28 protein-coding genes and 1 pseudogene are annotated in these 26,104 nt (G+C 67.7%); 18 read left to right on the top strand and 11 right to left on the bottom strand.

What is annotated here, in order from left to right:
- Window positions 1-175: 175 nt before the first annotated feature.
- A complete protein-coding gene (locus tag ACYR7D_RS14685; protein WP_459545141.1) occupies window positions 176-1,048 on the bottom strand; it encodes a helix-turn-helix transcriptional regulator in 873 nt (290 codons plus the stop codon).
- 130 nt (window positions 1,049-1,178) lie between these two features.
- On the opposite strand from ACYR7D_RS14685, the gene ACYR7D_RS14680 reads away from it, so the two are divergent.
- Window positions 1,179-2,084, top strand: coding sequence for an oxidoreductase (locus tag ACYR7D_RS14680; RefSeq protein WP_459545140.1), 906 nt, complete (start codon window positions 1,179-1,181; stop codon window positions 2,082-2,084).
- 97 nt (window positions 2,085-2,181) lie between these two features.
- Here the strand turns inward: ACYR7D_RS14680 and ACYR7D_RS14675 are convergent.
- A pseudogene (locus tag ACYR7D_RS14675) lies at window positions 2,182-2,870 on the bottom strand (SDR family NAD(P)-dependent oxidoreductase).
- A gap of 79 nt (window positions 2,871-2,949) precedes the next feature.
- Window positions 2,950-3,525 carry a TetR/AcrR family transcriptional regulator gene (locus ACYR7D_RS14670; RefSeq protein ID WP_459545139.1) on the bottom strand — a complete coding sequence of 192 codons (576 nt, stop codon included), beginning with the start codon at window positions 3,523-3,525 and terminating at the stop codon, window positions 2,950-2,952.
- A gap of 394 nt (window positions 3,526-3,919) precedes the next feature.
- On the opposite strand from ACYR7D_RS14670, the gene ACYR7D_RS14665 reads away from it, so the two are divergent.
- On the top strand, window positions 3,920-4,567 hold the full coding sequence (locus tag ACYR7D_RS14665; protein WP_459545138.1) for a DUF4272 domain-containing protein: 648 nt from the start codon (window positions 3,920-3,922) through the stop codon (window positions 4,565-4,567).
- A gap of 201 nt (window positions 4,568-4,768) precedes the next feature.
- On the opposite strand, the gene ACYR7D_RS14660 is transcribed toward ACYR7D_RS14665, so the two are convergent.
- The gene (locus tag ACYR7D_RS14660; RefSeq protein ID WP_459545137.1) at window positions 4,769-5,185 is read right to left on the bottom strand and encodes a VOC family protein; all 417 of its coding nucleotides are present in this window, start codon (window positions 5,183-5,185) and stop codon (window positions 4,769-4,771) included.
- A 46-nt stretch (window positions 5,186-5,231) separates the two neighbouring features.
- Window positions 5,232-5,804, bottom strand: a complete 573-nt coding sequence (locus ACYR7D_RS14655) for a TetR/AcrR family transcriptional regulator (RefSeq protein WP_459545136.1) — start codon at window positions 5,802-5,804, stop codon at window positions 5,232-5,234.
- 178 nt (window positions 5,805-5,982) lie between these two features.
- Here ACYR7D_RS14655 and ACYR7D_RS14650 point away from each other — a divergent pair, with 178 nt between their 5' ends.
- Genes ACYR7D_RS14650 through ACYR7D_RS14640 form a run of 3 tightly spaced genes read left to right on the top strand, consistent with a single transcriptional unit; the run spans window position 5,983 to window position 7,494 of the window.
- Window positions 5,983-6,372, top strand: a complete 390-nt coding sequence (locus ACYR7D_RS14650; protein WP_459545135.1) for a hypothetical protein — start codon at window positions 5,983-5,985, stop codon at window positions 6,370-6,372.
- A 2-nt stretch (window positions 6,373-6,374) separates the two neighbouring features.
- On the top strand, window positions 6,375-6,986 hold the full coding sequence (locus ACYR7D_RS14645; protein ID WP_459545134.1) for a pyridoxamine 5'-phosphate oxidase family protein: 612 nt from the start codon (window positions 6,375-6,377) through the stop codon (window positions 6,984-6,986).
- 46 nt (window positions 6,987-7,032) lie between these two features.
- A complete protein-coding gene (locus ACYR7D_RS14640) occupies window positions 7,033-7,494 on the top strand; it encodes a nuclear transport factor 2 family protein (RefSeq protein WP_459545133.1) in 462 nt (153 codons plus the stop codon).
- A 41-nt stretch (window positions 7,495-7,535) separates the two neighbouring features.
- Here ACYR7D_RS14640 and ACYR7D_RS14635 read toward each other — a convergent pair whose 3' ends face one another.
- The 3 genes from ACYR7D_RS14635 to ACYR7D_RS14625 are packed head-to-tail and all read right to left on the bottom strand — an operon-like array spanning window position 7,536 to window position 9,789.
- Window positions 7,536-8,060, bottom strand: a complete 525-nt coding sequence (locus tag ACYR7D_RS14635; RefSeq protein ID WP_459545132.1) for a hypothetical protein — start codon at window positions 8,058-8,060, stop codon at window positions 7,536-7,538.
- Window positions 8,057-8,503, bottom strand: a complete 447-nt coding sequence (locus tag ACYR7D_RS14630; protein WP_459545131.1) for a hypothetical protein — start codon at window positions 8,501-8,503, stop codon at window positions 8,057-8,059. Before ACYR7D_RS14630 ends, ACYR7D_RS14635 begins: the two co-directional genes overlap by 4 nt.
- The gene (locus tag ACYR7D_RS14625) at window positions 8,503-9,789 is read right to left on the bottom strand and encodes a hypothetical protein (protein WP_459545130.1); all 1,287 of its coding nucleotides are present in this window, start codon (window positions 9,787-9,789) and stop codon (window positions 8,503-8,505) included. Before ACYR7D_RS14625 ends, ACYR7D_RS14630 begins: the two co-directional genes overlap by 1 nt.
- Before the next feature lie 455 nt (window positions 9,790-10,244).
- Here ACYR7D_RS14625 and ACYR7D_RS14620 point away from each other — a divergent pair, with 455 nt between their 5' ends.
- Both ACYR7D_RS14620 and pip read left to right on the top strand, forming a co-directional pair.
- Complete coding sequence (locus ACYR7D_RS14620; RefSeq protein ID WP_459545129.1) at window positions 10,245-10,403, top strand: hypothetical protein; 159 nt, start codon at window positions 10,245-10,247, stop codon at window positions 10,401-10,403.
- 34 nt (window positions 10,404-10,437) lie between these two features.
- A complete protein-coding gene (pip, locus tag ACYR7D_RS14615; protein ID WP_459545128.1) occupies window positions 10,438-11,442 on the top strand; it encodes a prolyl aminopeptidase in 1,005 nt (334 codons plus the stop codon).
- A gap of 60 nt (window positions 11,443-11,502) precedes the next feature.
- On the opposite strand, the gene ACYR7D_RS14610 is transcribed toward pip, so the two are convergent.
- Window positions 11,503-12,312, bottom strand: a complete 810-nt coding sequence (locus ACYR7D_RS14610) for a methyltransferase domain-containing protein (RefSeq protein WP_459545127.1) — start codon at window positions 12,310-12,312, stop codon at window positions 11,503-11,505.
- Between ACYR7D_RS14610 and ACYR7D_RS14605 the strand changes: the two genes are divergently transcribed.
- Window positions 12,313-12,990, top strand: a complete 678-nt coding sequence (locus tag ACYR7D_RS14605; RefSeq protein WP_459545126.1) for an LLM class flavin-dependent oxidoreductase — start codon at window positions 12,313-12,315, stop codon at window positions 12,988-12,990.
- A 36-nt stretch (window positions 12,991-13,026) separates the two neighbouring features.
- Here ACYR7D_RS14605 and ACYR7D_RS14600 read toward each other — a convergent pair whose 3' ends face one another.
- The gene (locus ACYR7D_RS14600; RefSeq protein ID WP_459545125.1) at window positions 13,027-13,752 is read right to left on the bottom strand and encodes a TetR/AcrR family transcriptional regulator; all 726 of its coding nucleotides are present in this window, start codon (window positions 13,750-13,752) and stop codon (window positions 13,027-13,029) included.
- A 135-nt stretch (window positions 13,753-13,887) separates the two neighbouring features.
- On the opposite strand from ACYR7D_RS14600, the gene ACYR7D_RS14595 reads away from it, so the two are divergent.
- Genes ACYR7D_RS14595 through ACYR7D_RS14585 form a run of 3 tightly spaced genes read left to right on the top strand, consistent with a single transcriptional unit; the run spans window position 13,888 to window position 17,499 of the window.
- Entirely contained in the window at window positions 13,888-14,979 is a 1,092-nt protein-coding gene (locus tag ACYR7D_RS14595; protein ID WP_459545124.1) for a homogentisate 1,2-dioxygenase, read from the top strand.
- Between the two features lie 47 nt (window positions 14,980-15,026).
- The gene (locus tag ACYR7D_RS14590; protein WP_459545123.1) at window positions 15,027-16,235 is read left to right on the top strand and encodes an alpha/beta hydrolase; all 1,209 of its coding nucleotides are present in this window, start codon (window positions 15,027-15,029) and stop codon (window positions 16,233-16,235) included.
- Window positions 16,236-16,287: 52 nt separating this feature from the next.
- Window positions 16,288-17,499 carry a CaiB/BaiF CoA transferase family protein gene (locus ACYR7D_RS14585; protein WP_459545122.1) on the top strand — a complete coding sequence of 404 codons (1,212 nt, stop codon included), beginning with the start codon at window positions 16,288-16,290 and terminating at the stop codon, window positions 17,497-17,499.
- Window positions 17,500-17,508: 9 nt separating this feature from the next.
- Here the strand turns inward: ACYR7D_RS14585 and ACYR7D_RS14580 are convergent, their stop codons facing one another.
- A complete protein-coding gene (locus ACYR7D_RS14580) occupies window positions 17,509-18,678 on the bottom strand; it encodes an acyl-CoA dehydrogenase family protein (protein ID WP_459545121.1) in 1,170 nt (389 codons plus the stop codon).
- A gap of 130 nt (window positions 18,679-18,808) precedes the next feature.
- Here ACYR7D_RS14580 and ACYR7D_RS14575 point away from each other — a divergent pair, with 130 nt between their 5' ends.
- The 7 genes from ACYR7D_RS14575 to ACYR7D_RS14545 all read left to right on the top strand — a co-directional run bounded on the left by ACYR7D_RS14575 (window position 18,809) and on the right by ACYR7D_RS14545 (window position 26,103).
- Window positions 18,809-19,591: a hypothetical protein gene (locus ACYR7D_RS14575; RefSeq protein ID WP_459545120.1), complete on the top strand. Its 783-nt coding sequence runs from the start codon at window positions 18,809-18,811 to the stop codon at window positions 19,589-19,591.
- Window position 19,592: 1 nt separating this feature from the next.
- A complete protein-coding gene (locus ACYR7D_RS14570; RefSeq protein WP_459545119.1) occupies window positions 19,593-20,690 on the top strand; it encodes a hypothetical protein in 1,098 nt (365 codons plus the stop codon).
- Window positions 20,687-22,165 (top strand): hypothetical protein, encoded by a 1,479-nt coding sequence (locus tag ACYR7D_RS14565; RefSeq protein ID WP_459545118.1) that lies wholly within the window; start codon window positions 20,687-20,689, stop codon window positions 22,163-22,165. Before ACYR7D_RS14570 ends, ACYR7D_RS14565 begins: the two co-directional genes overlap by 4 nt.
- Window positions 22,162-23,472, top strand: coding sequence for an AAA domain-containing protein (locus ACYR7D_RS14560; protein WP_459545117.1), 1,311 nt, complete (start codon window positions 22,162-22,164; stop codon window positions 23,470-23,472). The genes ACYR7D_RS14565 and ACYR7D_RS14560 overlap by 4 nt, the downstream gene beginning before the upstream one ends.
- Window positions 23,473-23,695: 223 nt before the next feature.
- The gene (locus ACYR7D_RS14555; protein ID WP_459545116.1) at window positions 23,696-24,562 is read left to right on the top strand and encodes a hypothetical protein; all 867 of its coding nucleotides are present in this window, start codon (window positions 23,696-23,698) and stop codon (window positions 24,560-24,562) included.
- A gap of 63 nt (window positions 24,563-24,625) precedes the next feature.
- The gene (locus tag ACYR7D_RS14550; RefSeq protein ID WP_459545115.1) at window positions 24,626-25,624 is read left to right on the top strand and encodes an IS481 family transposase; all 999 of its coding nucleotides are present in this window, start codon (window positions 24,626-24,628) and stop codon (window positions 25,622-25,624) included.
- On the top strand, window positions 25,528-26,103 hold the full coding sequence (locus tag ACYR7D_RS14545; RefSeq protein ID WP_459550160.1) for a S8 family serine peptidase: 576 nt from the start codon (window positions 25,528-25,530) through the stop codon (window positions 26,101-26,103). The genes ACYR7D_RS14550 and ACYR7D_RS14545 overlap by 97 nt, the downstream gene beginning before the upstream one ends.
- Window position 26,104: the final 1 nt, after the last annotated feature.

Here is a 26,104-nt window from a genome sequence, read left to right as displayed (position 1 = left end):
GATGGGCCGGTCTCAGGGGGGTCGCAGCGCCGGCCCGCCCCCACCCTTCACCGCTTCCGGCGGCCGGCCAGGCCTGGTAGGTGTCGTTGCGGAACTGATAGGCGATCCCGGTCACCCGTTCGCTCAGGTCTCGTCGCCGACCAGGGCGCGACGGTGCCCGGCTGTTCCGGCGGGGTCACCTGTCGGCGAGCGCCGAGCGGGTCGCCCGCAGTGTCGACAGGAGCCGCAGCCGGTCCGCGTCGGCGCTTCCCGGCTCGGCGGTGTAGACGAGCATGACCGGACCGGGGTTCCCCGGAAGTGGGTATGTGTCCCAGTCCAGGACGATATCGCCGACCTCGGGGACGTGGAAGGTTTTCGTGCCGCTGACGGACTCGCGGATGTCGTGGCGGGCCCAGAGTCGCCGGAACTCCGCGCTGCGGATGCTCAGTTCACCGACTATCGCGGTGGCGCGAGGGTGGGTGGGATCGGTGGCGACCGCGGCGCGCATCATGCCGATGTAATCCAGGGCTTGCTGCTCCCAGTCCGGACACTTCCGCTCGCCGGTCAGCGTATCGTCGAAGATCAGCAAGAGCATGTTGAGCCGGTCGGGCGGGTAGGTGCCCGGGTCGCCGAGCAGCGCCTCCGCCATCGGGTTCCAGTCGAGTAGGTCGAGATGTCGGCCGAGGACGACCGCGGGGGTGTTCATGACCCGGAGCAACCGATGTGTGCTGTCCGGCACCTGTTCCGGAGCACGGTTCATGCGGATGGGCATCGGCCGACGGGCGGCGCGGGCCAGGCCGAACACATGGCGGCGTTCCTCGTCGTCGAGACAGAGCGCGGTGGCGAGCGCGTCCAGGACGTCGTCGGACGGGCGCACCCCTCGGCCCTGCTCCATCCGCTGGTAGTAATCGGTGCTCAGCCCGGCGAGCATGGCCAGTTCCTCGCGCCGCAGCCCGGTGACCTTGCGCCGGCCACCCGGCTCGAGGCCGACGGCGTGTGGATGCAACCGGCCGCGGCGCGCACGCAGGAAATCACCGAGCTCACGAGCGTAGGGATGCGAATCGGTCACTCTTCCAGTGTGCCCCGGGCCCGGCCACTGAAGGTAGGTCTGTCAGACCTGGGCAACCGAGAACGACCGTGACGACTCGAATCGCCCGTAGCGTCGACCGTCCAACGCACCGACATTCCAGGAGCAGCAGATGACCGAATGGACCGCCGACCGTATTCCTGACCAACGCGGCCGGGTAGCCGTGGTGACCGGTGCGAACTCGGGCCTCGGCCTGGTGACCGCTACCGAGCTCGCGCGCCGCGGCGCCCACGTCGTGCTCGCCGTCCGCAACACCGCTGCTGGCGAGGAGGCCGTCCGGCGGATCGGCGGCGAGGCCGAGGTACGTGAGCTGGACCTGGCCTCACTTGCTTCCGTGCGGACCTTCGCCGCGAAACTGGCCGCTGACTTCCGGGCTGTCGACCTGCTGGTGAACAACGCCGGCATCGTAGTGCTCGGTCCGCGCCGCACCTCCGCCGACGGCTTCGAGCTGCAGCTCGCCACCAACATGCTCGGCCATTTCGCACTGACCGGCCTGCTGCTCGGCAACCTGGCCGCCGCGCGGGAAGCCCGCGTTGTCGGTCTCAGCTCGATCACCCACAAGAACGCGCACCTGGACTTCGACGACCTCATGTTCGAGCGTTCTTACCGGGCAGCTGCTGCCTACGGCCGGTCGAAACTCGCCACCACGGTCTTCGGCATCGAACTGGACCGCCGCCTGCGCGCGGCCGGGTCGCCGGTCAGCAGCGTACTGGCCCACCCCGGTCTCACCCGTACCAATCTCACTCCGCGAGCCTGGCAGCACCGGGGCCGTATGGGGCGGTTGATCGCACGGGGCGGCCTACTGGTCACACAGTCGGTGGAACAGGGGGCGCTTCCGCAATTGCGTGCTGCGACCGAACCCGGTTTACCGGGTGGCCGGTTTCTGGGTCCTTCCAGGTTCTGGGAGACACGGGGCCGGGTCACCGATGCCCGGCTCAGCCGGGAGGCAGCCGATCCGGTCGTCGGAAAGCGGCTCTGGGCGGCCGCCGAGAAATTGACCGGTGTCAGCTACCTCTGACCCCCGCTTCACCGGCCGGTCGGCGGCAGCCCGTAGACAGCCTGTCCACCCGGACAACGTTTTCCGTCCTCGACTGGGGGCTTGTGAAAACGCGAGCCTAGACCGTCTTTATCGCCCCGCCATCGGCCAGATAGTCCGCTCCCGTGAGGTTTCCGGAGACCGGGGAGGCCAGGAAGGTGACCAGTGCCGCGGTCTCGTGTGGTTCGGTGAGCCGGCCGGTGGTGAGACCCATCCGGGTAGGGGTCTGAGCCAGGAACTCGTCCAGGGGTATTCCGTTCCGAGCGGCGACGTCTGCGGCGTAACCGTCGGAGGCCGACCAGTTGCGGGTGCGGGTGGGGCCCGGGGAGACGGTGAGCGCGCGCAGGCCCTGGGCGCCGAACTCCTCGGCGAGTGCCTTGGTGAGGTTGTTCAGCGCGGCCTTCGCGGTGCCGTAATCGACGGGATGGTAGGCGGCGCGCGCGCCGATCGAGGAGATGTTGATGATCACGCCGCGCTGCCTGAGCAGGCTGGGCAGGGCGTGGCGAGCGACACGGACGGTGCTGAAGAGGTTGAGTTCGTAGGTGCGCTGCCACGTGTCGTCGGCGATATCGAGGAAGCCGCCGGCGTCGCCAGGTCCACGGGCACCGGCGTGGCGAAGCTTTCGAGCTCGCGGAGTTCGGTGGTGACGGTGCGCGCAGCCGCCACCACGCGTACGCCTTCGGCGCCGAGTGCCCGGACGATTTTAAGGCCTATCCCCTTGCTGGCCCCCGTGACGACGGCGGTCTTACCGCTGAGTCGAAGATCCACAATATGCCTTTCTTGAACTGCAGTTACAAAATAAGAACAGGAAGACAGGCCCGTCACCGCATACGGACCGAGGAGGAAACTACAGGGCGCGCAGCGCCGTTTCGACCAATCCGGCGAGCCGGGCCGGACGCGGATCGGCCTTGGCGAGCACCCGCATACCGTTGATGGTGGTGAGCAGGAAATTCGCCGCGTCGCGCGGATCGAGGTCCGCGCTGAACTCGCCGGCGCGCTGCCCCTCCTCGATCGCGCCCCGGAAAGCATCGTGCTGCCGGTCGAAGATACGCCGCACGAGCAGACCGGCCGTATCATCGTCACCCAACTCGACCGCGGTATTCGTGGCGAGGCAACCGCGTCGCCCGGAGTCGGCGCAGGCCGCGTCGAGCACCATGGTGAGCGCGGCACGCACCCGCTCGCGTGGTGCACCCGGCCCATCGAGCAGATCGATCAACCGCACCGTTTCCGTCGCCTGGTAGCGGCGCAAGGCCCGCTCGAAGAGATCACGCTTACCCGCGAACGCGTTGTACAGGCTGCCCCGGCCGATACCGATCGCGTCGACGAGATCCTGGGGGGTGGTGCGGGCATATCCTTTGCGCCAGAACACCTCCATCGCCTTGGCGACCGCATCGTCCGGGTCGAAGCTCTTCGTCCGTGCCACGCAGCCGACAGTAGGTTTTTTTGTAACTACAAGTCAAATATAAGCCGATGCAGCGAAGACGGACCGACCGGTCATTCGGCCCGATCCGAGCCTCGACACCCGGCCGCCACGCTCCCGCCCCGTGAGGCGATGACCCGCAACCCTACATCCGGCCCGCCCACCTCCCCGGGCGGCGATCGGCGGGCCGCCGTTTGCGTCTCGACGTAGGACAGGGAACACTGAGCGCTTCGAACCGACGAGGAGTAGAGGAATACTTTTGTCCGAGAAGGATTTTCGCAGTTCTCGCGGGAACGGTGCGGCTCTTCTCGGTGGCGCGGCGAGCGAGCCCGTCCCGCCCACCGCTACGCCGAGACGGTTGCCGAGCCACCCACACCGGCCGCACGGAAGGTAAGCGATGACCGTATCGACACGGAATCGATTGAAACAGCATGGATTGGAGGTGGAATCCCTACCCGAGATCGAGGAGATCTTCCCTGTTCGACTCCGCGAACCAGCGGAGCTGGCCGGCCGGGCACTCGCCCTGCACGCGCTGCTCGGCCTCATCTTCCACCCGGAGCCGAAAGATATCTCGGAATGGCTGCGCACGGAGAACTTCCTGGGCGAGCTGACCGAACGAGAAGCCCAGGTACTTTCGATCACCGAATTACCCGAAAAGGAAATGCGGTGGGCGCAGGCATCCCTGCAATCGAACATACTGACCTGGCGAGCCGAATCCCTGTATGTCCTGCTGTGGGCCTCGGGAGCGGTTCCGGACCTGCTCGGCCCCGAGGAGAGGATGGACGGTTCCCTGGTCGCCGACCACCTACCCGGGCTGGGCGAACCCTTGCAGCCGTTCATCCGGAATGCCGCGCTGCGCCCCAGGAGCGAGATACTGGCGGAACTGCACTACTATTTCTTTCTCAACCATTTCCTGGCCGATATCCATGAAAAATACGGAGAAATCATCGACGGCTTGGATCCTGTGCTGGTAGCGGAAAGATGCTACGCCCTGCATTGGATCGCCTGCGCCGACCAGTCGGAATGGGATGCCGACGAGGAATAGCGGAGGGTGAGGTCCACCGCCCCCGCGGTCGGCTCACAACCGCGCGCCGCAGGAGCCGGGCAGGGGAAGCGGCTCACCACCAGGGCCCTCCCCTCTCCCACCGGCCGCGGTGCACCCTTCCACCGCCGAAGCGCCCGCGGTTCGAGCCCCTGAACCACGGGGAGCAGCGTCATCGGTCCGCACGGGACCGGAGCACGGAGGTCAGGGGGCACCGGCCGGTGCGAAATCCGCTGCCCGCGGGGCCCGGGTGCCGATGATCCATTCATGGCCGAACGGATCCCGCACCCGCCCCTGCCGGGCGCCGTAGTACTGGTCGGCCACCTCGAACACGGTTTCCCCGCCGGCGGCCACCATCCGCCGCGCTATCTCGTCGGGGTCGTCGGTCACCGCCGTGAGCAGCACCCCGCGACCACCGAGGCGCACCGGATCGGGATCGAATTCGTCGGCGTCTTTGATCTGGAACATCGCCCCGCCGGGCAACTCCAATTCGGCGAACAATACTCGGCCGTCCGCCACGTGCCGGTCGCACAGGACGGCGCCCAAAACCTCGCCGTAGTAGCGAATCGCCTTATCGGCGCCCTCGACACTCAACTTCGGGGTGATCTGCTCGATACTCATGATGCCGAGTATGGGCGGGCGCGGCACCCGCCGGATTGGAGTTTTGTCACCTACCGGCACGGTGTTCGACGGCGGAGAGCAGGGTCTCGGCGGCGGCGCGCGCGTGGCGTGCCGCCTGGGGGTCCTCGTGGATGGCGGCGGTGACCATGGCGCCATTGGCGAGAATCATGAGTTGATCGGCCACGTAGCCGGGGAACGAGCCCTCGGCGACGAGTGCGGCCAGATAGTCGCGCACGGCGAGCTTGTGACGCCGCGCGATCCGGCCGACCTCGTCGGAGGTGCCGCCCAGTTCCCCGACGGTGTTGATGAACAGGCATCCCCGGAAACCGGGCTGAGCGAACCATTCGAGCAAGTAGTCGAATACGGCGAGGATCCGCTCCCGCGGCGTATCGGCCCGCGCGTCCACGTATTCGGCGATCGCCCCGCGCACGTCACGGTCGCGCTGCTCCAGTACCGCGCACACCAGATCGGCTTTGGAAGGGAAATGCCGGTAGAGCCGCTTCAGCGATACGTTCGCGGCATCGCGAATATCGTCCATCCCCACCGCCTGTACGCCTCGGTCGTTGAACAACCGGTCGGCCGCGACGACCACCTGTAGCGCTTCGGGTACCTCCGGCATCGCGACCTCCTTGCGTTGAGAACCTTCGTTCTCATACACTACCGACACCGGCGAGAACGATCGTTCTCACGGATCGACCGGCACGGCATCGGCCTGGAACAGGGCACGCACCCGGCTCGAGAGTTCATGCCCGGACAACCGTGGCCGCAAGCCCGGCCATCCTTCGAAGGAGAAGACAATGAGCGCGAACACCGCGAGCAAGACCGCAGTTCTCGTGATGAGCGACCCCAACGGCGGCGACGAAGCACTCGGCCGCGTATTCAACGCCCTCGCCGCCGCCTACGATTTCGACCAGGCCGGCGACGAGGTCCGGCTGCAATTCCAGGGCGCGGGCACCCGCTGGCCCGAACTCCTGAATTCGCCCGACCACCCCGCCTACGACGTTTACCAGGCGGTGCGGCACACGGTCGCCGGGATCTCGTGCGGATGCAGCGATCTGTTCGGCGGTAAAGAGGGCGCCCAGGCCTCCGGCCTCGAGCTGATCAAGGACAACCCGTTGCCGGGCACCTCGGGCGTGGCCAGTGTGCGCACCCTCGTCGACAACGGCTACGCCATCCTGTCGTTCTGACCGTGGAGCATTTCTTCGCACTCACTTTCGGAGCGGAAGAACAGGCGCATCAACGCCGCCGCGGCTCGTTCGACCGCTACGAACACGCGCTTTCCGCCGCGCCCGTGCCGACCGGCATGGGCGCGGCGGAAGCCGAGTTCCTGCGCCACCGCGACAGTTTCTATCTCGCCTCCACCGGCAGCAACGGCTGGCCCTACGTACAACACCGCGGCGGACCGGCGGGCTTCGTGAAAGTGACCGGCCCGACGCGGTTGATGTGGGGCGAGAGCACCGGCAACCGGCAGTACATCACCGCCGGACACGTCGACCGCGACGACCGGATCGCGATCATCGCGGTGGACTACCCGAACCGGAAACGACTCAAGCTGCTCGGCCACGCCCGGTTCGATCCGGATCCCGCTCCCGAAACGCTCGAACAACTCGGGACAGGCGGCCGCCTCGAAGGAATCATGACCGTCGAGGTCGTAGCCTTCGACTGGAACTGCCCCAAGTTCATCACTCCACGCTTCACCGCAGACGAGATGCGGGCCGCCACCGAACCACTACGAGAACGTATCCGTCATCTCGAGGCGACGCTGGCGGCACACCGGATCGCCCTCCCGCCCGAATCGTGACCGGGAAGCATCCGCCGAGAACACCCACTACCCCTGAGAGGTTGTCATGACCGACACCCGACCACCGTATCCTCCCTTCACCGCGGAAACCGCGCTCCAGAAGGTCCAGGCCGCCGAGGACGCCTGGAACACCCGCGACCCGCAGCGGGTGGCCCTCGCCTACACACCGGACTCGGTCTGGCGGAATCGCGATCAGTTCGTCACCGGGCGCGACGAGATCATCGCGTTCCTCATCGCCAAATGGGAACGCGAACTGGATTACGCGCTCCGCAAGAGCCTGTGGAGCTTCCACGACAACCGCATCGCGGTCCGTTTCCAGTACGAGTGGCACGACACCAGCGGGCAGTGGTGGCGCAGTTACGGCAACGAACTGTGGGAGTTCGACGACAACGGCCTGATGCGCCGCCGCGAGGCGAGCATCAACGATATCGCGATCCGCGATACCGAACGCAGGATCCGCGGCCCGCGGCCCGAGCAGGAATACGGGGTGGACATTCCGCTCCACTAAGAGCCCGAGCCCGGCCGGAGGACCTCCGCTACACGGGCGGGTCAGGGAAGGTTCACTCGGCCGACGATCGAGGTGAGGAGCGGCAATTGGGTATCGCAGCTGATCGGGGAACGGTCATCGGTATCCACTTCCGTCTTGCTTGCAGCCGGCTCCACATTGATCACCATCTCCGCATCGCGATACTTCAGCCACACACTGCACTTCCCACCTTTCTCATTGGTGACAGATGCACGCCGCCCATCGATCTCCAGATAGCGTACGTGTGTAGGAGACTCATGGTCGGGAACGGTCCGGTCCTTGATGGAAATGGACAAGAAATCACGCCAACCGTCACTCCAGGAGCAACCATTGCTGACGTCGTTGTCCGATCGCTCCGGTGGGACCGTTTCCTCACCTGCCCTGCTGTTGTCCAGCTGCGCGATCTGTTCCGGCTCCGTAAGCGAACACAAATCTATGGCACGCCAATCCTGCGTTTTTCCGGACTCGGCGCAGCCCGTCGTGAACATCGCAACGACAAGGGGCGTCAGTAAAATATAGTACGGATGCGGGATTTTCATATTTCTCATACCAACCAGCTTCGGGGCGGATAGTCCTCGTCCTCGTCATCATATGGTGACCGGTTCGTGGGCCGGATATCGACTTCCGGTGGGCGACCGGGCAGTGGAGCATCGGGGGAGGCAAGCTTCGGGGTCGCGAACGCGAAGGGTATTCCCTCGACGATCAGGGTGGCGATCTCCGGCGGCTGCCGACGGTTTCCTTCAACGATTTCCCGCCAGGTGCACTCGCCCCGGGCGACAGCAGCCGCCGTGTCCACCAGCTCACGCGAAGCACGCGATCCGCGAGCCAGCTGGTTCAAACGCCCTTCATCCATTCCTGCGAAAGGCTCTATCGGCTCACGGGCAAGTCGTTCGAGATGTGCAGCTTTGGTGCCCACGTTGGCCAACGAGTTCTGGAAGCGCCGCACGGCGGCTTCCGCTCCCGGCGGAATATCGCCCCTATCGATTCTCATCAATTCTCCCAAGCTGGAGCACCGGTGGGTGCGGTGTAGTTCTCATCCGGAGCATCGGTAACTGCCGTGACATCGGAGGCTTCAGCGACGTCGACAGCGAGATCCAACCGCTCTTTGTTCTGATCTATTTGCTCTTCGACCGTATCCAGCCTTTGCTGAAGTTCGCTCGCGGCGGCGTCTTTCGGGTTCTGCAAAGCTTCCAGTACGGCATTTGCATCTTCCAGTAGCCGCTGGATATCGTCGATCATCGCCGTGGCTTCTTCATAAATATTCCAGATGTCTGTACCCAGGTCGTACCAGGTACCGACATCTCGAATCAGGCTGAACCAACCGACGCCGGGCGCCAACTTCGTCACGGCCGTCTCCAGCAGAGTCCGTAGCCCTCGGTCGATGATGACTTCCTGGAACTTCGTATTGAGGTATGTCAATAGCGAAGTCGCGGCTGCCTGCGCTTGCTCCGAAGTGGCTACCAGGACGGCTTCGGCGATGCGCCCTATAGGACCTTCCCAATCCATGGCCTTTGCCAAGCGATCACCGTAGTCCTGATAGCCGTCGGCTGCCTCCCCCTGCCAGCTGCGGCTCAACTGCCCGTTTCCGGTCGCGAATGTTGCGGCTACAGCCTCCGATGCGCTACCGGCCTTGCTGAAACATTCACCGGCCCGCTCCAATTCCGCCCAGTTCCCGAGCAGCGGACCGACAACCTGCTCGAGGGGGCTCCATCCATCTTTGTTCCCGCTGTGCGTGACGTTCTCGTGGAGCCACTTGGTTCCCTGCTGGATATACCCGTCGAGATCGGTGAGGATTCCTTCGCTTGCACTGATGATCGCGCGTACATCGGTTTCTTTGTGGGCCGGCAGCGAGGTATCCGGAATGTCTCCCGCAGGAAACTCCGTGGCATTCGCCATGGGATCCACATTATAGCCGGTGTAGCCGCCGTAGTTCTCGATACTCGAATGCGCGTCCGCGAGTTCGTCCGCGGTCGAGCGGTCCGTCGCACTGTAGCGCCAGGCAGCGCGTTTCAGCTCGAACGCAATATAATCCAAACCGCCGGCACGGCTTGTCAGCCGAGAGGACATTTTCGTGGCGAACACGGAAATTGCCTCGTCGATACGAGCAACTTCGATCAATCCGGGAACGTTTATTCCTCCGCTGGTTTTATAAGATTCCGTGTACGGGAAATTCGACGGGGCGTTGGCCAGAATTTTTGCATCACGCTCGAACTGCGCCAATATGCTCGCCAGATTGCCCATACCGAAGAGCTCTTCGACCGAAACCTGAAACGTCATACGCTAGGACAATTCCCTTCTGAAGCTCCTCACGAACCGAAGCCTTCGCTCAGCGGCAAGGAGGCGATTATCCGATCGGCGACTGTCGAGTAGAGGGAGTCCGTCGAAGACGTTTCGAGGGGTTTGCGCCCGACGCCATCTCGGACCGAACGTCCGATCGCGTACAGGACCTGCCACCCCCATCAACCGCACCCCCGAGAAACCAGTACCGCGTATCGCGGGAAGAGTAGCAGTGCCCGAACAGGTCTGCCGATGAGGGTTGTCCGCTACTGTCGCGGACTGCGTCTGTTCGCGGTGCGCTGCAATCCTTCCCGACGGTCGCTTCTCGGTGAATGGGGCTGCTGGATATCGGTGGCGGCGAACGTCACGTTATTCGGTTGCTCGGCGACCGGAGGAGGCGTTGAGTACCAACGCGTACCACCGAGCGTACCTGTCACGAGAAGAGTCGTCCCACCATGAACCCCACCCGCGAAACCGCCGAACGCCCGGACCTCATCGCCTGGCGGCGCCGGCACGAGCTGCGGCGTTCCAACGCGGCCGGGCCCGTGAAGTCCCGCCGCGCCTACCGGCGGAAGGCGAAACACGAGCAGGACAGGCGAAAACGGGACGCCTGACCGGCTCCGCGCGATTCCACTACCGTTGCGGACCGTGTCTGCTTCCGGAACGCGACGACCCTTTCCCGAGATCGAACCCTACGAGTCGGGGTTGCTGGATGTCGGGGACGAAAACCGGATCTACTGGGAGAGCAGCGGGAACCCGCAGGGCCGGCCCGCCCTGGTGGTACACGGGGGACCCGGCAGCGGCGGCAGTCGCGGCGCCCGGAGAACCTTCGATCCGGACGCGTTCCGGATCGTGCTGTTCGATCAGCGCGGATGCGGGGCGAGCCTGCCGCATGCCTCCGATCCTCGCGTCGACATGGCGTACAACACCACCGAACATCTGCTCGCCGATATGGAGCGGCTGCGTGAGCACCTCGGTATCGAACGCTGGCTGCTCTACGGCGGTTCGTGGGCTTCCACCCTGATCCTCGCCTACGCCCAGCGCCATCCGGACCGGGTCACCGGGATCGTGCTGGTCGGCGTGACCATGACGCGCCCGCAGGAGGTCGACTGGCTCTACCACGGGCTGCGGTTACTGCTCCCGGCCGAGTGGGAGCGGTTCCGCGACGGGGTGCCCGCCGCGGACCGGGAAGGGAACCTGGTCGAGGCGTACCGGCGGCTGATGGAGCATCCGGACCCGGTGGTACGCGAGCGGGCAGCGCAGGATTGGTGCGCGTGGGAGGATGCCGTGATCGCCCACGAAACCCAGGGCTCACCGGGGCAATACAGTGCGAAACCGGATACGGCGCGGTTGGCGTTCGTGCGGATCTGCACGCATTATTTCGCGCATGCCGCCTGGCTCGACGACGGCCGGTTGCTGCGCGATGCGCACCGCCTCGCCGGAATACCCGGGGTTCTCGTCCACGGCCGCCTCGACCTGTCCGCGCCGCTGCTCACCGCCTGGGAACTGGCTCGGGCCTGGCCCGACGCGGAACTGCGGATCATCGAGGACTCCGGGCACACCGGCAGCCCCGCCATGGCCGACGCCGTCCTCGAGGCCGTCGACCGATTCGCCGCTCGAGCGACCTCGGCCCCGAACCCACCGGCCGAGTAGCCCGTCTCCGCCCGGAGGTGGCGACCGGCTCGTCCGGCCGCCACCCGCGTGGGCTCGTGACTATTCGGACGGGAGATGCCCGAGTACCGCGAACATGGTCACCGACAGCAGGTAGTCGCCTACCGCGAGCCCCTCGTCGATCCGAGCGGTGAGATCGGTGAGTTCCTGTTCGGTGACGACGCCGCGGGCCAGGGCGCTTCTGCCGAGTTGGTCGAACATCGGGCGCACGGTCGTCGGATCCCAGATCACCGCCTCCGAGCCCATATCGTCGATCTCGAAGCCCGCCGCGACGAGCAGTCCACGCAGCGAACGACCGGATTTCGCATTGGGGGTGGCCTCCAGCATCGCCGCGGTCATACGCCCGACCACCTCGGGATCGCCGGGATGCAGGATCGCGGTCTGCCAGTCGCTGTCGATCAGCAGCGCCCGCCCACCGGGCCGCAGGACCCGCGCGATCTCCGCGGTGGCGGCGGCCGGATCGTCGAGATGCTGATAAACACGTTCGCAGCGCACCACATCGAACGAATCGTCGTCGAACGGCAGGTGGTAGGCGTTACCTTCGACGAACCGGCCGGGCACCCCGGCCGCGGCGGCGCGCTCACGCGCGGCCGTCAGCATCGCCGGATTCGGGTCGACCCCGACCGCCTCGCCCCCGGCGCCGACCCGGCGGGCGAACTCCAGGACCTCCGAGCCGGTGCCCGACCCCACATCCAGCGCCCGCTCACCCGGACCGGCGGCCAGCACCTCATGAGCCCAGCGCCGCATCCGCTGGATCCCCGGCAGCGCCGCCTGCAGATCCAGGACCGAGACGAGCACCGCCATCGGATCCGCCCCGGAAGCCCGGGGATCGTCGGTCGATATCGCGTTCACGTGGAAAGAAGGCGTCCGCGGAGGCTGGTCGGCTGGGTCGCTCGGCATGGCCCCGACAGTAGCCGCAGAACGAGAGCCCCCACCCGCCTCCCGATCGCCGATCCCGTCACCCTGCTCGATTGGGCCCGCCGCGCCGACGACCACGCCGCGGCGGGGGTCGAACTCCGCACCCGGGGGCACCGGCTGGACCGGCAACTCGCGCAGCTGCGCATGGTGTGGTCCGGTGATCCGTTCAGCGAGGAATGCGGCCCGATCGGCCCGGCGCCGGTCCGGCCCGGTGGGCCGCCGATACTTTTCGGGGGATTCAAACCCCGGGCGCTGGAACGGGTGGCCCGCTGGGGTGACGGCTTCCTCGCCGCGGCCCCGGCGCAGTGGTGTGGTGGACTGTTCGACTCGGTGCGCAAGTCCTGGTACGAGCACGGCCGAGCCGGCGAACCGAGGCTGGTGGCACAGGTCGAGGTGGCCCTCGGCCCGCAGGCGGTGATCGACGAGGCCCGCGCGGCCATCGGCGCCTACTACGAGTTCAGCGGTTTCGCCGAGCACAAGGTGTCCGGCCTGCACACCACGCCCGACGCGATCCGCTCGGCGATCGCCCGGTTCGCCGAACTCGGCGCCGACGAGGTGATGCTGTACTGCTACGCTCCGACCCCGGCCAGGCCGACCGCCTCGCCGACCTGATCGGCTGATCAGGTCGGCGACGAAGTCGCCGGGCCCTCACCCGGATTCCGGGGAACCCGTGGACGTCGTCTCTTCTCCGGAATCGGCCCCCGCGGCCCGCGCTTCGATACCGGCGACGATGGTGTTGGCGACCAAACGGGCGTGGCGGCGCACGGCCCGCTCGGCGCGCGGGTCGGTGGGCGACATCCGGGTCGCCAGCGGGAGCAGCGCGAACGGGGCGGTCGCGCCGTGCGCGATCAGGAAGTGCAGGGAGCGCAGATCGGCGCGGTTCAGAATCTTGCGCTGGACCAGCGGTTTCAGTGGTTCGGCGAGGAGGACCAGCATCGGCTCGATGTGGCGGTCGTAGAGGTAGGTGAGCCGGGGGCCTTCGATCGCGGCTTCCATGCTGATCAGCCGCACCACGTCGGGGTACTGCGCCTGGAGTTCGAGGAAGCGGATGATGCCCGCCCGGAATTCCGCCAGCGGCGGCAGGTCGCGGCGCTCGGGGCGGATCCGCAGCAGAGTGATCGCATGGTCGAAGATCCAGTCCACTGTCGCGTACCAGAGCGCTTCCTTGGACCCGAACCGCTGGTGGATCAGGTTGTGGCTGACTCCCAGTTCCCGGTTGATCGCCGCCACCGAGGCGCCGGTGAAACCGTCGCGCGCGAATACCCGGAGTGCGGCCGCGAGGATCTCGTCCGCCGAGGCCGGTGAAGCCCCGGCGGGCGGCCGGCCGCGCGGTTTACGCGACCGCTTCGGTTCCGGTGCGATCACAGCGTCCATATCCCAATTATATTGACACACATCAATTTCTCTGCGATATTGGCACCCATCGACTTGCGGTGTGGCGGGTCGCAGCGCGCCGATCCGGTCGGCGGCACCACCGCTGCCCGCCGGCGACGAGAACGGGATGCTGCTATGGAATCCTTTGTGCACCTGCGGAAAGGCACCACCCCCGACCGGCTGCACGCCGACCTGGGTGGTCTCAAGGACGACGAACTCGGTCGGGGTGGTTTCACCGGGCGCACGGCCCAGCTGTACCGGCGCAACGATCCGGTGAGCTATCGCGCCGCAGGACCACTGGCCCCGGTGGATGTCCTCGCCGACACTCTGAAGCCCACCGATTCCACCGACCCGGCGGGTGTGCCGCTGCTGCTGTTCTCCAATACCGACTGCCGTATCCTGCTGAGCCGGCGTGCCCAGGAGATGCCGTTCTTCGTCCGGTACGTCGACGGCGACCTGCTGTCTTTCGTGCACAAAGGATCGGGGCTGCTGGAAACCGAATTCGGGCCGCTGCGCTACCGCGAGGGCGACTGGGTGTATCTCCCGAAGGGATGCACCTTCCGGCAGGTGCCCGACAGCGAATCGACGCTGTTCATGATCGAGGCGGCCGAGGAGTTCCGGGTCCCCCCGCCGGGGCCGCTGGGGCGGCACTTCCCCTTCGACCCCGCCCGGATCGTCGTTCCCGAACCACAGGCCATGGACGAGGACGGACTCGCGGAATACGAGGTGCGCCTGATCCACGAAGGCGGTCCGACCTCGCTGTTCTATCCGCACCACCCGCTGGATGTAGTGGGCTGGCAGGGTGACAATTTCCCGTTCACGTTCAATATCGCCGACTACAACGTCATCCTCTCCGATACCGTCCACCTACCCGCCACCGTGCATCTGTTCATGCAGGCCACCGGTGTGTACGTGATGAATTTCCTGCCGAAGCGGGCCGAATCGGGGCCGGGCACCGAAACCGTTCCCTGGTACCACCGCAATGCCGACTACGACGAGATCGCGTTCTTCCACGGCGGTGAGATGTACGGGGTGCCGATGCCGCCGGGGCTGATATCCCATGCCCCGCAGGGTGTGCACCACGGAGCGCCGGAGAAGATGCGCGAACGGGCGCGGCGCAAGCGGGAGGAGATCACCCGTATCGGGTGGACCACCATCGCGGTCGACACCCGGCGCCGGCTCACCCCTTCCCCCGAGGTCAGGGCCGCCGATCTGGGCGCGCACTGAGCTACCCGGACCCACCGACCGCACTCCGGCCGGAGCGCGGACGAATCATGGCCGCATCGAACGACGAAGGCAGGCATCCCATGTCCCACCGTGTCGAACGTATCCCGTACGTCGTCGCCTACGCGAACACCTCGGGTACCCGCGACGCCTACGGCGGCCTCACCGAGATGGTCACCCTCGATTCGATTCTGGTGAAACCGGAGGATCTGTCCTCCGAAACGGTGCTGGTGCTCATGCATCCGGTGTCCAGCGGCACCTACCTGCCCATCGTCACCGCATTGGCGCGGGCCGGGCATCACATCATCGTGTGCAACAGCCGCTACCGGGGTGCGGATGCCGCGCTGCTCATGGAGAAAGTGGTGCAGGACCTCGGGGAATGTATCCGGGACGCGAAGAACCGGCTGGGATACCGCAAGGTGGTGCTGGCCGGATGGAGCGGTGGCGGCTCGCTGTCGGTGTACTACCAGCAGCAGGCCCAGCATCCGACGGTCACCGCGAGCCCGTCCGGTGACGGCCCCGATCTGACCGCGTTGGATCTGCCGCCCGCCGACGGGATCATGCTGCTGGCCGCCCATATCAGCCGCCATCACACCCTCACCGAATGCCTCGATCCGTCGATCCTCGACGAAACCGACCCGTCCCGGCGCGACCCGGAACTGGACCTGTACAACCCGGACAATCCGAACCAGCCGCCCTACAGCGCGGAGTTCGTGACCCGTTACCGGCAGGCTCAGGTGGACCGGAACCGGCGTATCACCGCATGGGTGGAGCACGAACTCGCCGAGATCCGGGCCTCCGAGCGGCCCCAGGACGAATTCTGCTTCGTCGTCCACGGCACGATGGCCGACCCCACGGTTCTCGACCCCGCCCTCGATCCCAACGACCGCACACCGGGCGAGTCCTATCTGGGCGAACCGCAGGAGGTGAACATGGGGGCGTTCGGCCTGGCCCGGTTCACCACCCTGCGCAGCTGGCTGTCGCAGTGGAGTATCGACCACGCGCGCGGTGACGCGGTGGCCTGCGGGCCGGATATCGCGGTCCCGGCGCTGGTGCTCTACAACGCCGCCGACAATGTGTGCACCCCCTCCCACGCGCACCGCATCTTCGCCGCACTCGGCTGCGCCGACAAACAACTGCACGAGATCCCCGGCGCGAATCACTACTATCTCGGTTCCGACCAACGGGAACCGCTCGGTAAGGCGATCGCGGTGATCGACGACTGGCTGCGCGGCCACGATCTCGCCCCGAGCGGATAGCGCGCGGACACCCCGTACCGCATCCCACCGCGGTACGGGAGATAATGCCGCGATGGACTCCGCGACAACGGGCGCTCTGGACGGTATCCGGGTACTCGAGATCGGCACTCTGATCTCCGGGCCGTTCGCCGGCCGGCTGCTCGGCGATATGGGCGCCGAGGTGATCAAACTCGAACCACCGGACGCCCCGGATCCGTTGCGCACCTGGGGCCAGGCGGAACTGGACGGCCACCATTTCTTCTGGACGGTGCACGCCCGCAACAAGAAAGCCGTCACCCTGAACCTGCGGGAGGACGCGGGCCGGGACCTGTTCCTCGAACTGGCGGAGAAATCCGACATCATCGTGGAGAACCTGCGGCCCGGCACGCTGGAACGCTGGGGACTCGGCTACGAGGTGCTGCGGGAACGCAATCGCGGCATCATCCTGGTGCGGGTATCCGGCTACGGGCAGACCGGGCCCGATGCCCGGAAGGCGGGCTACGCCTCGGTCGCCGAGGCGGCCAGCGGACTGCGCCATATGAACGGTTTCCCCGGCGGCCCGCCGCCGCGGCTGGCGCTCTCACTCGGTGACAGCCTGGCCGGAATGTTCGCTGCCCAAGGCGCTCTGGCCGCCCTCTACCGCCGCACGGTCACCGGCGAGGGGCAGATCGTGGATGCCGCGCTCACCGAGGCCTGCCTGGCCGTCCAGGAATCGACCATCCCCGATTACGATATCGGCGGTGTGGTCCGCGGTCCCTCGGGCACCCGCCTCGAAGGTATCGCCCCGTCGAATATCTACCGCACCGCCGACGGCAGCTGGGTGGTGATCGCCGCCAACCAGGACACGGTGTTCCGGCGGTTGTGCGCGGCCATGGGCCGCCCGGAGCTGGCCACGGACGAGCGGTTCGCCGACCACGGCGCGCGGGGCCGTAACCAGGACGAACTCGATGCGATCATCGGTGAGTGGGCCACCGCGCGGCAACCCGCGGAGATCATCACCACGTTGAACGAGGCCGGGGTCATCAGCGGGCCGATCAACACGGTCGCCGAAGTCGTCGCCGATCCGCAACTGAACGCCCGCGGGATGATCGCCGACCACTACGACGAACGGATCGGCCGGAACGTCAAGGGACCCGGGGTGATCCCGGTGCTGTCGGCCACGCCGGGCACCATCCGGAACGCGGGCTCGGCGCGGCCGGGGCAACACAACGAGGAGATCTATTCGGGGTTGCTCGGCAAACACCCGGACGAGCTGGAGAAGCTGCGGGATCGGGGAATCGTCTGATCGCTTCGCTCAGAGCATCGCGGTACGGGGCACCTTCAGCCCGAGCGTGGTGGCGCCGGCGAGTTCGCGAGCGGTGTCGTAGTCGAAGATCACATGCCCGCTCAGCACATCGACATCGCGTTTCAGACGCTGCATTGGATGGTCGGTGAAATGCACGCTCGCCCCGGAGGCGTGCAGGAGATCGGCGATGAGCGCCCGCGACTCCCGGACGATCTGCGCCGCGGCCATCCGGGCCTCCGCGCGTTCGGGCAGCGGTACCGGCGTGCCTTCGTCGAGCTGGGCCTCGATACGGCCGACCGTATCGGCGAGCAGGCCCCGCAGGGCGCGCAGCCGCACCCGCGCCTCACCCAGATGCGCGAGGGCCATCGGTTTGTCCTGCTGCCGGCCCCCACCTTCGTACAGGATTCGGCCTTCGAGGCGGTCGGCATAGATATCGGTGGCCCGTTCGGCGGCGCCCAGCGCGGTCATCGACGAGGCCAGGGCCAGGGCCGGTACCAGCGGCCACCGATAGGTGGTGGCGTCGTGCAGCCGCGCACCGGGGGTGGTGCCGTTGTAGAAGTCCAGGAACGGTACCAGGCGATGCTCGGGTACCCGGGCCTCCCGGATCACCACATCGTTCGACCCGGTCGCCCGCATACCCTCGGTGTGCCATACGTCCACGACGGTGCGATCCGCGGCGGGTAGTAGCGCCAGGGAGGGGTACATCCGGTCGTCGGGGCCGCACAGCGCGCCGACCATGATCCAGTTGCCCGCCATCACTCCGGTCGCCCAGGACCAGCGTCCGGACAGCACCACCCCACCGTCGGCCGGGACGCCACGACCGGTCGGTGCCAGCGGCGCCGGGCACAGGAATGGGCCGGCGGCGTAGGCCTCCTCCTGCGCCTGCTCGGGGAACAGGGCCAGCAACCAGTTGTGCAGCGCGTAGAAGCCGAGCGTCCACGCGCTCGATACGCAGCCGTGCGCCATCCGGCGGATGGGATCGAGGATCGCCGGGAATTTCTCCTCCTGCCCGCCGAATCGTTTCGGCACCAGCAGCCCGAGGAAACCCGAGGCGACCGCGGCCTCGACGGTGGCGTCGGGCAACCGGCGCAATTCCTCCGCCGCGCGGGCGCGTTCGGCGAGCCCGTCCACGAAATCCTGGGTGATGCCGGGAGCGCTGTTCGGCAGGGCCGCAGTCATATTCGCGACCGTAACACGATCGCGGACAGGAAATGAGAGTTCACGAAAGGACGACCACCACCGCCGACACACCCCGGCAAATACTGGCATTCACTGGACTTCCCTGGAATCGGGCCCTACATTTCACCCCATGCCCACCGCCGAGGCGCTCGAACAGCGCATAGCCGAGCTGCGCACCCAGGTGCGCCGTGCCGCCGGATCTGGTGACCGGACCGCGGCCCGTCGGCTGCGCGCCGAATTACGCACCGCCGAAATGGAATGGGACGCCGCGGTTCTCGGCCCCGCCGAACCGCCCGCTCCCCCGCGCCAGCCCGCCGCGGCGGTCCCGGTGCGTGAGCATGTGCACCGGGCCCTGACACTGCTGTCGGTGCCCGCCGCCCCCAAACTGGTACTCGCGGTCCACGAGGCGTTCTTCTCCGGGGAACTCGTCCCGGCCCGGCTCACCAGTCTGCGCCGTGACGAGGAACGGTCCTTCCGCGCCGCACCGTACTCCCGCCCGTACTACATCTGCGCGGCGATGACCACCGATCTGCTCGCTCCGGCCCGCGGCCTGCTGGCCGTGAGCACCTGGCCGCTGCCGCAGCGTATGGTCGGGCCGTTGAGTCCGCGCGTGGACCTGCTCACCGCCGCCATCCGATTGGCCCGGTACACGGCCGAACACGGCAGCACCCCGGCGGGACAGCGGGTGCTGTGGCAGCTGGCGGTCTCCATCCCCGGGGCGACGGAGGGCACGTCCATCGACCCCGAGGTGGTGCTGGCCGCGGCGGAACGCGAACTCGAGGTGCACAGTGACGACGACACACAGCAGCGGGCCGACGCCGCGGAGCGGGCGGTACGGCAACTGGCGGATCCCGCGGCGCAATTGTTCGGTGTTCGGCTCGCGGTAGCCGAGCGGCGACGGAATGAGGCCTGAGATGACGCTTGCGGAGAAAACCCTGACCAACCGCCTGGACGAGCTGCGCGGCGACGCACCCACCACCCGCCACAACGCCCGGACCATTGCCACGCTCACCGCCAACCCGGGCTGCACCCGGCGGGCGCTCCTGGACGCCGCCGCGGTGGACAAAACCGTGATCGCCCGGGAGCTGGGGTTCCCGCCCCAGTTCGGTCAGTCCCCGTTCGCCATCACCCGCGGCAACGCCTTCGAGGCCATGGTGAAGGCCCACGGCTGCGCGGAACTGCTGCGGCTGCTACGCCAGGAACTGGGCCTGACCATCCCGGAGGTCGGATACCACGATCTGGAGACCGTCGGCGACAACGCCACCAATTCCGTGCGGTACCAGCGCACCAGACAACTCCTGGGGCAGGCCCTGACCTCCGGCGCGGGCACCCTGTTCGATCACCCGATGCTGCGACTGGAGATCGCCGGCGCCCCCGCCTATCTCGAACCCGATGTGGTGGCGCTGCAGATCGGCGGGCTCTTCCACGTGGTGGAGATCAAATCGTTCGCCGTGGTGGACGGCCGGGCCGACCCCGCGCAGGTGGCCTCGGCCGCCCGGCAATCGGCCGTGTACGTACTGGCGCTGCGGGAACTGCTCCGGGAACTGGGGCATTCACCGGATCTGGTGTCCCACGAATCTATTCTGGTGTGCGCCCGGGATTTCACCAACCGCCCCACCGCGGCACTGGTCGATCTGCGTAAACAACTCGCGGTGATCGGACGGCAGCTCTCGCGGCTCACCTCGATCGACACCCTGCTGGATCTGGTGCCGCCGGGCACATCGTTCACGCCGGGGGAAGGCCTGTCCGACACCATCGCGGCCATCCCGTCCCGCTACGCACCGGAGTGCATGGCGAGCTGCGAGCTGGCCTTCGCCTGCCGTTCCGAGGCGCGGGCCCACGGCTCGGTGGACACCCTCGGCCGCGGTGTCTGCGACGACCTCGGCGGTATCGACAACCTCGACACCGTGCTGGGCCTCGCCGAGGGCACCCTGGAACCGGGTCCCGAACACGCCGATATCGCGGAAATGCTGCGGCGGGCGCACGCCCTGCGGCTCGAGGTCGCCGGATGAGCGTGCTCGGCGCGCTGGCCAAGGTCACCGCGGCGCGCACCGGGCGGGCCGAACCCATCGCCGCCCGGCGCCACTATCACCTCTCGGAGCGTCCGCTGGTGCTGGTGCCGCTGCGGCTGGCGGGAGAATCCGCGGCACCACTGGCGGTGATGTTCGGTTCCACCCCGCACGATTCGACCGTGCTGATCGTCGCGCAACCGCGCGACCGGGTGCTGCGCCTGCGATTCATCGAACAGCTCGCCGACCGGGTGCTGCCGTATATCTCGGCCTTCTGCGAGGACGCCGAAGAGCTGACGGTGAAATCGACCGGGGAAACCTACCTGCGCTACCTGGACGCCCCGCAACTGCTGGTACCCAACCCCGGCGGCGTGGAGTTCCTGCGGCTGCTGGGCCGGTCGGTGCGCTTCCACCGCACGGAGGGGGAGAACGCGGTCCCGGAAACGCTACCGCTGCTGGGCAGATGGCTCACCTGGTTCGGCGACCGGTCCGATTTCCCCGGTTCGAGCGTCTGCCTGGCGATGACCTCGGTACTCACCACCCATTGGGCGTCCGGACAGTCCGCGCTGGAAGACGGGAACCTCGCCGCCCTGCTCGGCTGGATCGACCCCCCGGCCGGGATGACCGGCCCGGAGGCCGCCGCCCTCGCCGAGGACCCACTGGCGCATCCGCCCGCGGGTCCGGCCACCGACCCCGGATTCGACAACGAGGAGCTGGCGCCGCTCATCACCGCCTACGACACCGCCGCGCACGAATGGGCCCGGGTCGTCGCCGCCGAACGCCTGGAACAGGCGCTGCGCGGACAGCTGGAACCGACCTGGCGGCTGATGTGGCGCGCCGTGGAGTTGCTGCGCGAGCTGCCCGCGGGTGCGAGCGTGGAGAAACGGTGGACCGACGACCGGTCCGCGTTCTCCTGGTTCGCGGCCGATATCCCGGAGGGATATCCGCAGGCGCGCCGGGATTCGGCGGTCTCGGCGACCCGGCGGTTGCTCAAGCAGGAGCAGGCCCTCGATACGTTCCAGGCGCAGCGGGCCTTCGACGATCCGCGGGTGCTCATCGAATACCGCTTGGTGGGTGAAGCCTTCCAGGGGCAGGTCCTCGCCTGCGAACCGGAGCGGCGGGCGAAACCGAAATCCCGCGAGGTACCGCGACCCTATCTCTGGGTGCACACCGCCGATCCGTTTCGCGCGCGGATCGGGGAAACACTGATCCGCATCGACCGCCCCAACCAGAAAGCCGAAGTGGTGGCGGTCGAGGAGGAAGTGATCCAGCTGGAACTGGTGAGCGGGATGGGCCAGGGCAAGAATCCCGCCGCGGGCAGCGTCCCGGAGGAAGGCGACGCCATCGGTTTCGCCCGCTTCTCCCCCACCGGTTTCGCCGGGCCGCCCGCCAAACTCCCACCCCGCGAGGAGACGCCGTGGACGCACGGCGGCCCGCCGCCGGAACCCACCCCCGAACCCGCGGAGGAATGGTCGTGAGCACAGCCGACGAGGTGATCGGCCGGATCCTTACCGATCTCGACGATCCCGCGCATCGCGCCCTGGTGGTCGACTCACCACCCGGTGCGGGCAAATCCACCCTGGTGGTGCGCGCCGCCCGGCAGCTCGCCGCCGCCGACGACGAACAGCGCATGATCGTGGCGCAGACCAACGAACAGGTCGACGACCTCATCGACCGGCTCGCCACCGCCGACCCGGGTCTGCGCATCGGCCGCCTCTCCGCCGGCGACTACCGCCGCAGCGCGCGGATCGACCGGGACAACGTCGAGGTCGCCACCCGCCCCGCCGACCTCGAGAATTGCGCCCTCGTGATCGGGACCGCCGCGAAATGGGCCACCCTGGACGAGGGCCGCTGGTCGTACGCGATCGTCGACGAGGCCTATCAGATGCGTTCGGATATGTTGCTGCGGATCGCGAACCGTTTCGAACGCGGACTCTTCGTGGGCGATCCCGGCCAGCTGGACCCGTTCGCGACCGTGGACTCCGACCGCTGGGCGGGCCTGTCCTGGGACCCCACCATGAGCGCGGTGGCGGTGATGCTCAACCACAACGACGGTATTCCGGTGCACACACTGCCGGTGTCCTGGCGGCTGCCCCCGTCGGCGGCCTCGGTGGTCTCCTCGGCGTTCTACCCGTTCGCTCCGTTCGAGGCCGGTACCCGGCCCGAACAGCGGCGGCTGGAATTCGGCACACGGGGCCTGCGGGGTCCGGTGGACGAGGTACTGGACGAGGCGGCGGCACACGGCTGGGCGTACTACGAACTCCCGGCCCGGCACACCCTGCGCACCGACGCGGAGGCGGTGGCCGCCATCGCCGACCTCACCTGCCGGCTGCTGGAACGCGGCGGTATCGCGCATTCCGAACACGGCACCCGCCCGGTGGACGCCACCCGGATCGCGGTCGGCACCGCCCACCGCGACCAGGCCCAGGCGGTACGCGACGCCCTGGCCGGTACCGTCGCCGAAACGGTCACCGTGGATACCGCGAACCGGTTGCAGGGCCGGGAATACGATGTCACCGTCGTGCTGCATCCCCTCTCGGGCCGCCGCGACGCCGGCGCGTTCCATCTGGAAGCCGGGCGCCTGTGCGTCCTGGCCTCGCGGCACCGCCACGCCTGTATCGTGGTGGGCCGCGCCGGGATCGGTGAACTCCTCGACGCCCATCCCTCGGCGGAACCGGTCTATCTCGGGGTGCCGGTGAAGTTCCCGGACGGCTGGGAAGCCCATCAGGCGGTCCTGCACCGCCTCACCGGCCACCGTATCCCGGCCGCACCGGTCCGGCGCTGATCGCACCACCCGCTCACAGCGGCAACGGACGCAACCAGAACCCGGCGGGGTAGACGACCGACCCGGACGCAGCGCCCGGCGCGCGACGGAACGCGCCGGCGCCTCCGGACAGGAGGCGCCGCGCACCGCGCGCACCACCCTCCGGCCGGGCAACCGGCCGTGGCGGGCTCCCCGGATCCGGGCCTCGATTGCGAGGCAGGCGCGGCGCAGGCACTATGGCGGCATGCGAGTCCTGCTCGAGCTCCGCCCAGCGCCCGAAGTCGTTTCCGCCGCAACCTCTTCCGCTTCCCCGATCTCCGCCGCGGAAATCACCGGCGAAGTCCCCGGATTCACGCTCGACCCGGCTTTCGCGGCGGTGGCCGTACCGGCGAGCGGGCCGGCGGCCGGTGGAACCCGCCAGGACACCGGCGCGTACCTGGTGCGCGGTGAAATACCCGACGACGACCCGGCCGCCCGCGCCGCGATCACCACCGCCACCGGTGTGGCCGGTGTTTTCGCGGACCCGGTGATCGAACCGATCCTCACCTGCGGCACCGACGGCCCGGTCGGCACCTGGACCGAGGTCGCGAATCTCCTGGGCCGCGACGAACTCGCCGCCGCCGGACTCACCGGCGAGGGAGTGCCGCTGGCCGTACTGGACACCGGCATCAACGCCGCGAAAGTACGCGCGGCCGGCGGTGTCCCGATCACCATCGATACCGCCCGCAGCTGGAATCCGGCCGGAGTGCGCGGTACCGCGGGCGAATTCGCGGTCGACCACGGCACCATGTGCGCCTTCGACGCGCTCATCGCCGCGCCGCGCGCCACCTATCTCGATATCCCCTTGCTGCGCAGCTCCCGGTCCGGCGGTAGCGAGATGGACGGGTTGCTCTCCGACGCCGTGGCCGCCTTCGCCCATCTGCGTACCGTGCTGACCGAACAACCCGAGGACCGGCGCGCGCTGGTGATCAGCAACAGCTGGGGCACCTTCGCGCCGCAATGGGATTTCCCGGTCGGCGATCCGGGCAACTACTCCGACAATCCGGACCACCCGTTCAACGTCATCGTGGGCTCCCTAGCTGTAGTTCCCCGGGACGTTGTGGTCGGGTGAAGTGAGCGAAGACCTCCGCGACGATGTGGGTCACCACACTCACGTCAGTCCACGGAGGTCTTCGTGCTCCACGGTAATGCCCCGCTCTCACCCGTGGGTCGGCAACGTCTTGCCCGGCTCGTAGTCGATCACGGCTGGCCGGTTCGCCGGGCCGCGCAACGGTTTCAGTGTTCGCCGGCGACAGCGAAGAAATGGGCCGATCGGTACCGGTCCGGCCTGCCGATGACCGACCGATCCTCACGTCCTCATCGTTTCCCGAACCGGACACCATCACGAACCGAACGCCGGATAATCGGTCTGCGGTTCACCCGCCGGTGGGGTCCACACCGGATCGCTTTCCACCTCGGTATGGCTCGCTCGACCGTCGGCCGGGTCCTGGCCCGATACCGGATGCCGCTCCTGCGCCAGGTCGACCAGGCCACCGGTCTGCCGGTGCGCCGCCCGCGCCCGGTCCGCTACGAGAAGACCCGGCCCGGTCAGCTGGTCCATGTCGATATCAAAAAGCAAGGCCGCATTCCCGACGGTGGTGGATGGCGAGCCCACGGCCGCGGCTCGGCCCCCGACCGCGCTGCCGGAGCCGCACGCGACCGAGCAGGGCGGGCGGGAGCAGCCGCTTCCCGTGGTTACCGCTACCTCCACCACGCTGTCGACGACCACACCCGGCTGGCGTATTCGGAGATACTCGATGATGAACGCAAACACACCGCTGCCGGGTTCTGGCAGCGGGCCAACGCGTTCTTCACCGCGGCCGGGATCACCGTCGAGGCGGTGATGACCGACAACGGGTCCTGCTACAGGTCACGCGAGTTCGCCGCAGCGCTGGGAACCATCACCCACAAACGGACCCGCCCCTACCGGCCGCAAACCAACGGCAAGGTCGAACGGTTCAACCGCACCCTCGCCACCGAATGGGCCTACGCCCGCACCTACAACAGCGAGGCCGCCCGCTCAGCGACCTACAGCGACTGGCTGCATCACTACAATCACCACCGCCCACACACGAGCCTCGGCGGCCAAACTCCCGCAGCCCGCGTTCACAACCTCACGGGGAACTACACCTAGCGGCGGCCGGCGCCGATATCCTCTTCGCCGCCGGTAACTGCGGGCGCGACTGCCCGGACGGACGCTGCGCCTATCCGGACCGTCCGATCACCGGGGCGAACTCGCATCCGAGCGTCCTGTCGGTCGGCGGGGTCGACACCGGGGGCCGGCGCGTGGGGTATTCGTCGCAGGGGCCGGGCCGGCTGGCCGATCGCAAACCCGATATCTGCTCCTACACCCATTTCCTCGGCTCCACCGCGTTCGGTCCGGACGAGCCCGATACCGGCACCTCGACGGCCTGCCCGGTACTGGCCGGGGTGATCGCCGCGTTCCGCACCCGATGGCCGGCCACGGCGCTACCCCCGGCCCGGCTGCGGGAACTGATCCAGCGCACCGCCGCGGACCGCGGCGGTGCCGGATTCGATCACGACCACGGATACGGAATCGCCGAGCCACGTGCCCTGCTCGCCGAACTGCAGAAGGCCGCCGCTCGCGCGTAGC

This window comes from Nocardia sp. X0981 (genome assembly GCF_977089955.1).
The sequence above is the reverse complement of the archived record's forward strand: the minus strand, read 5'-3'. Positions and strand labels throughout refer to the sequence as shown.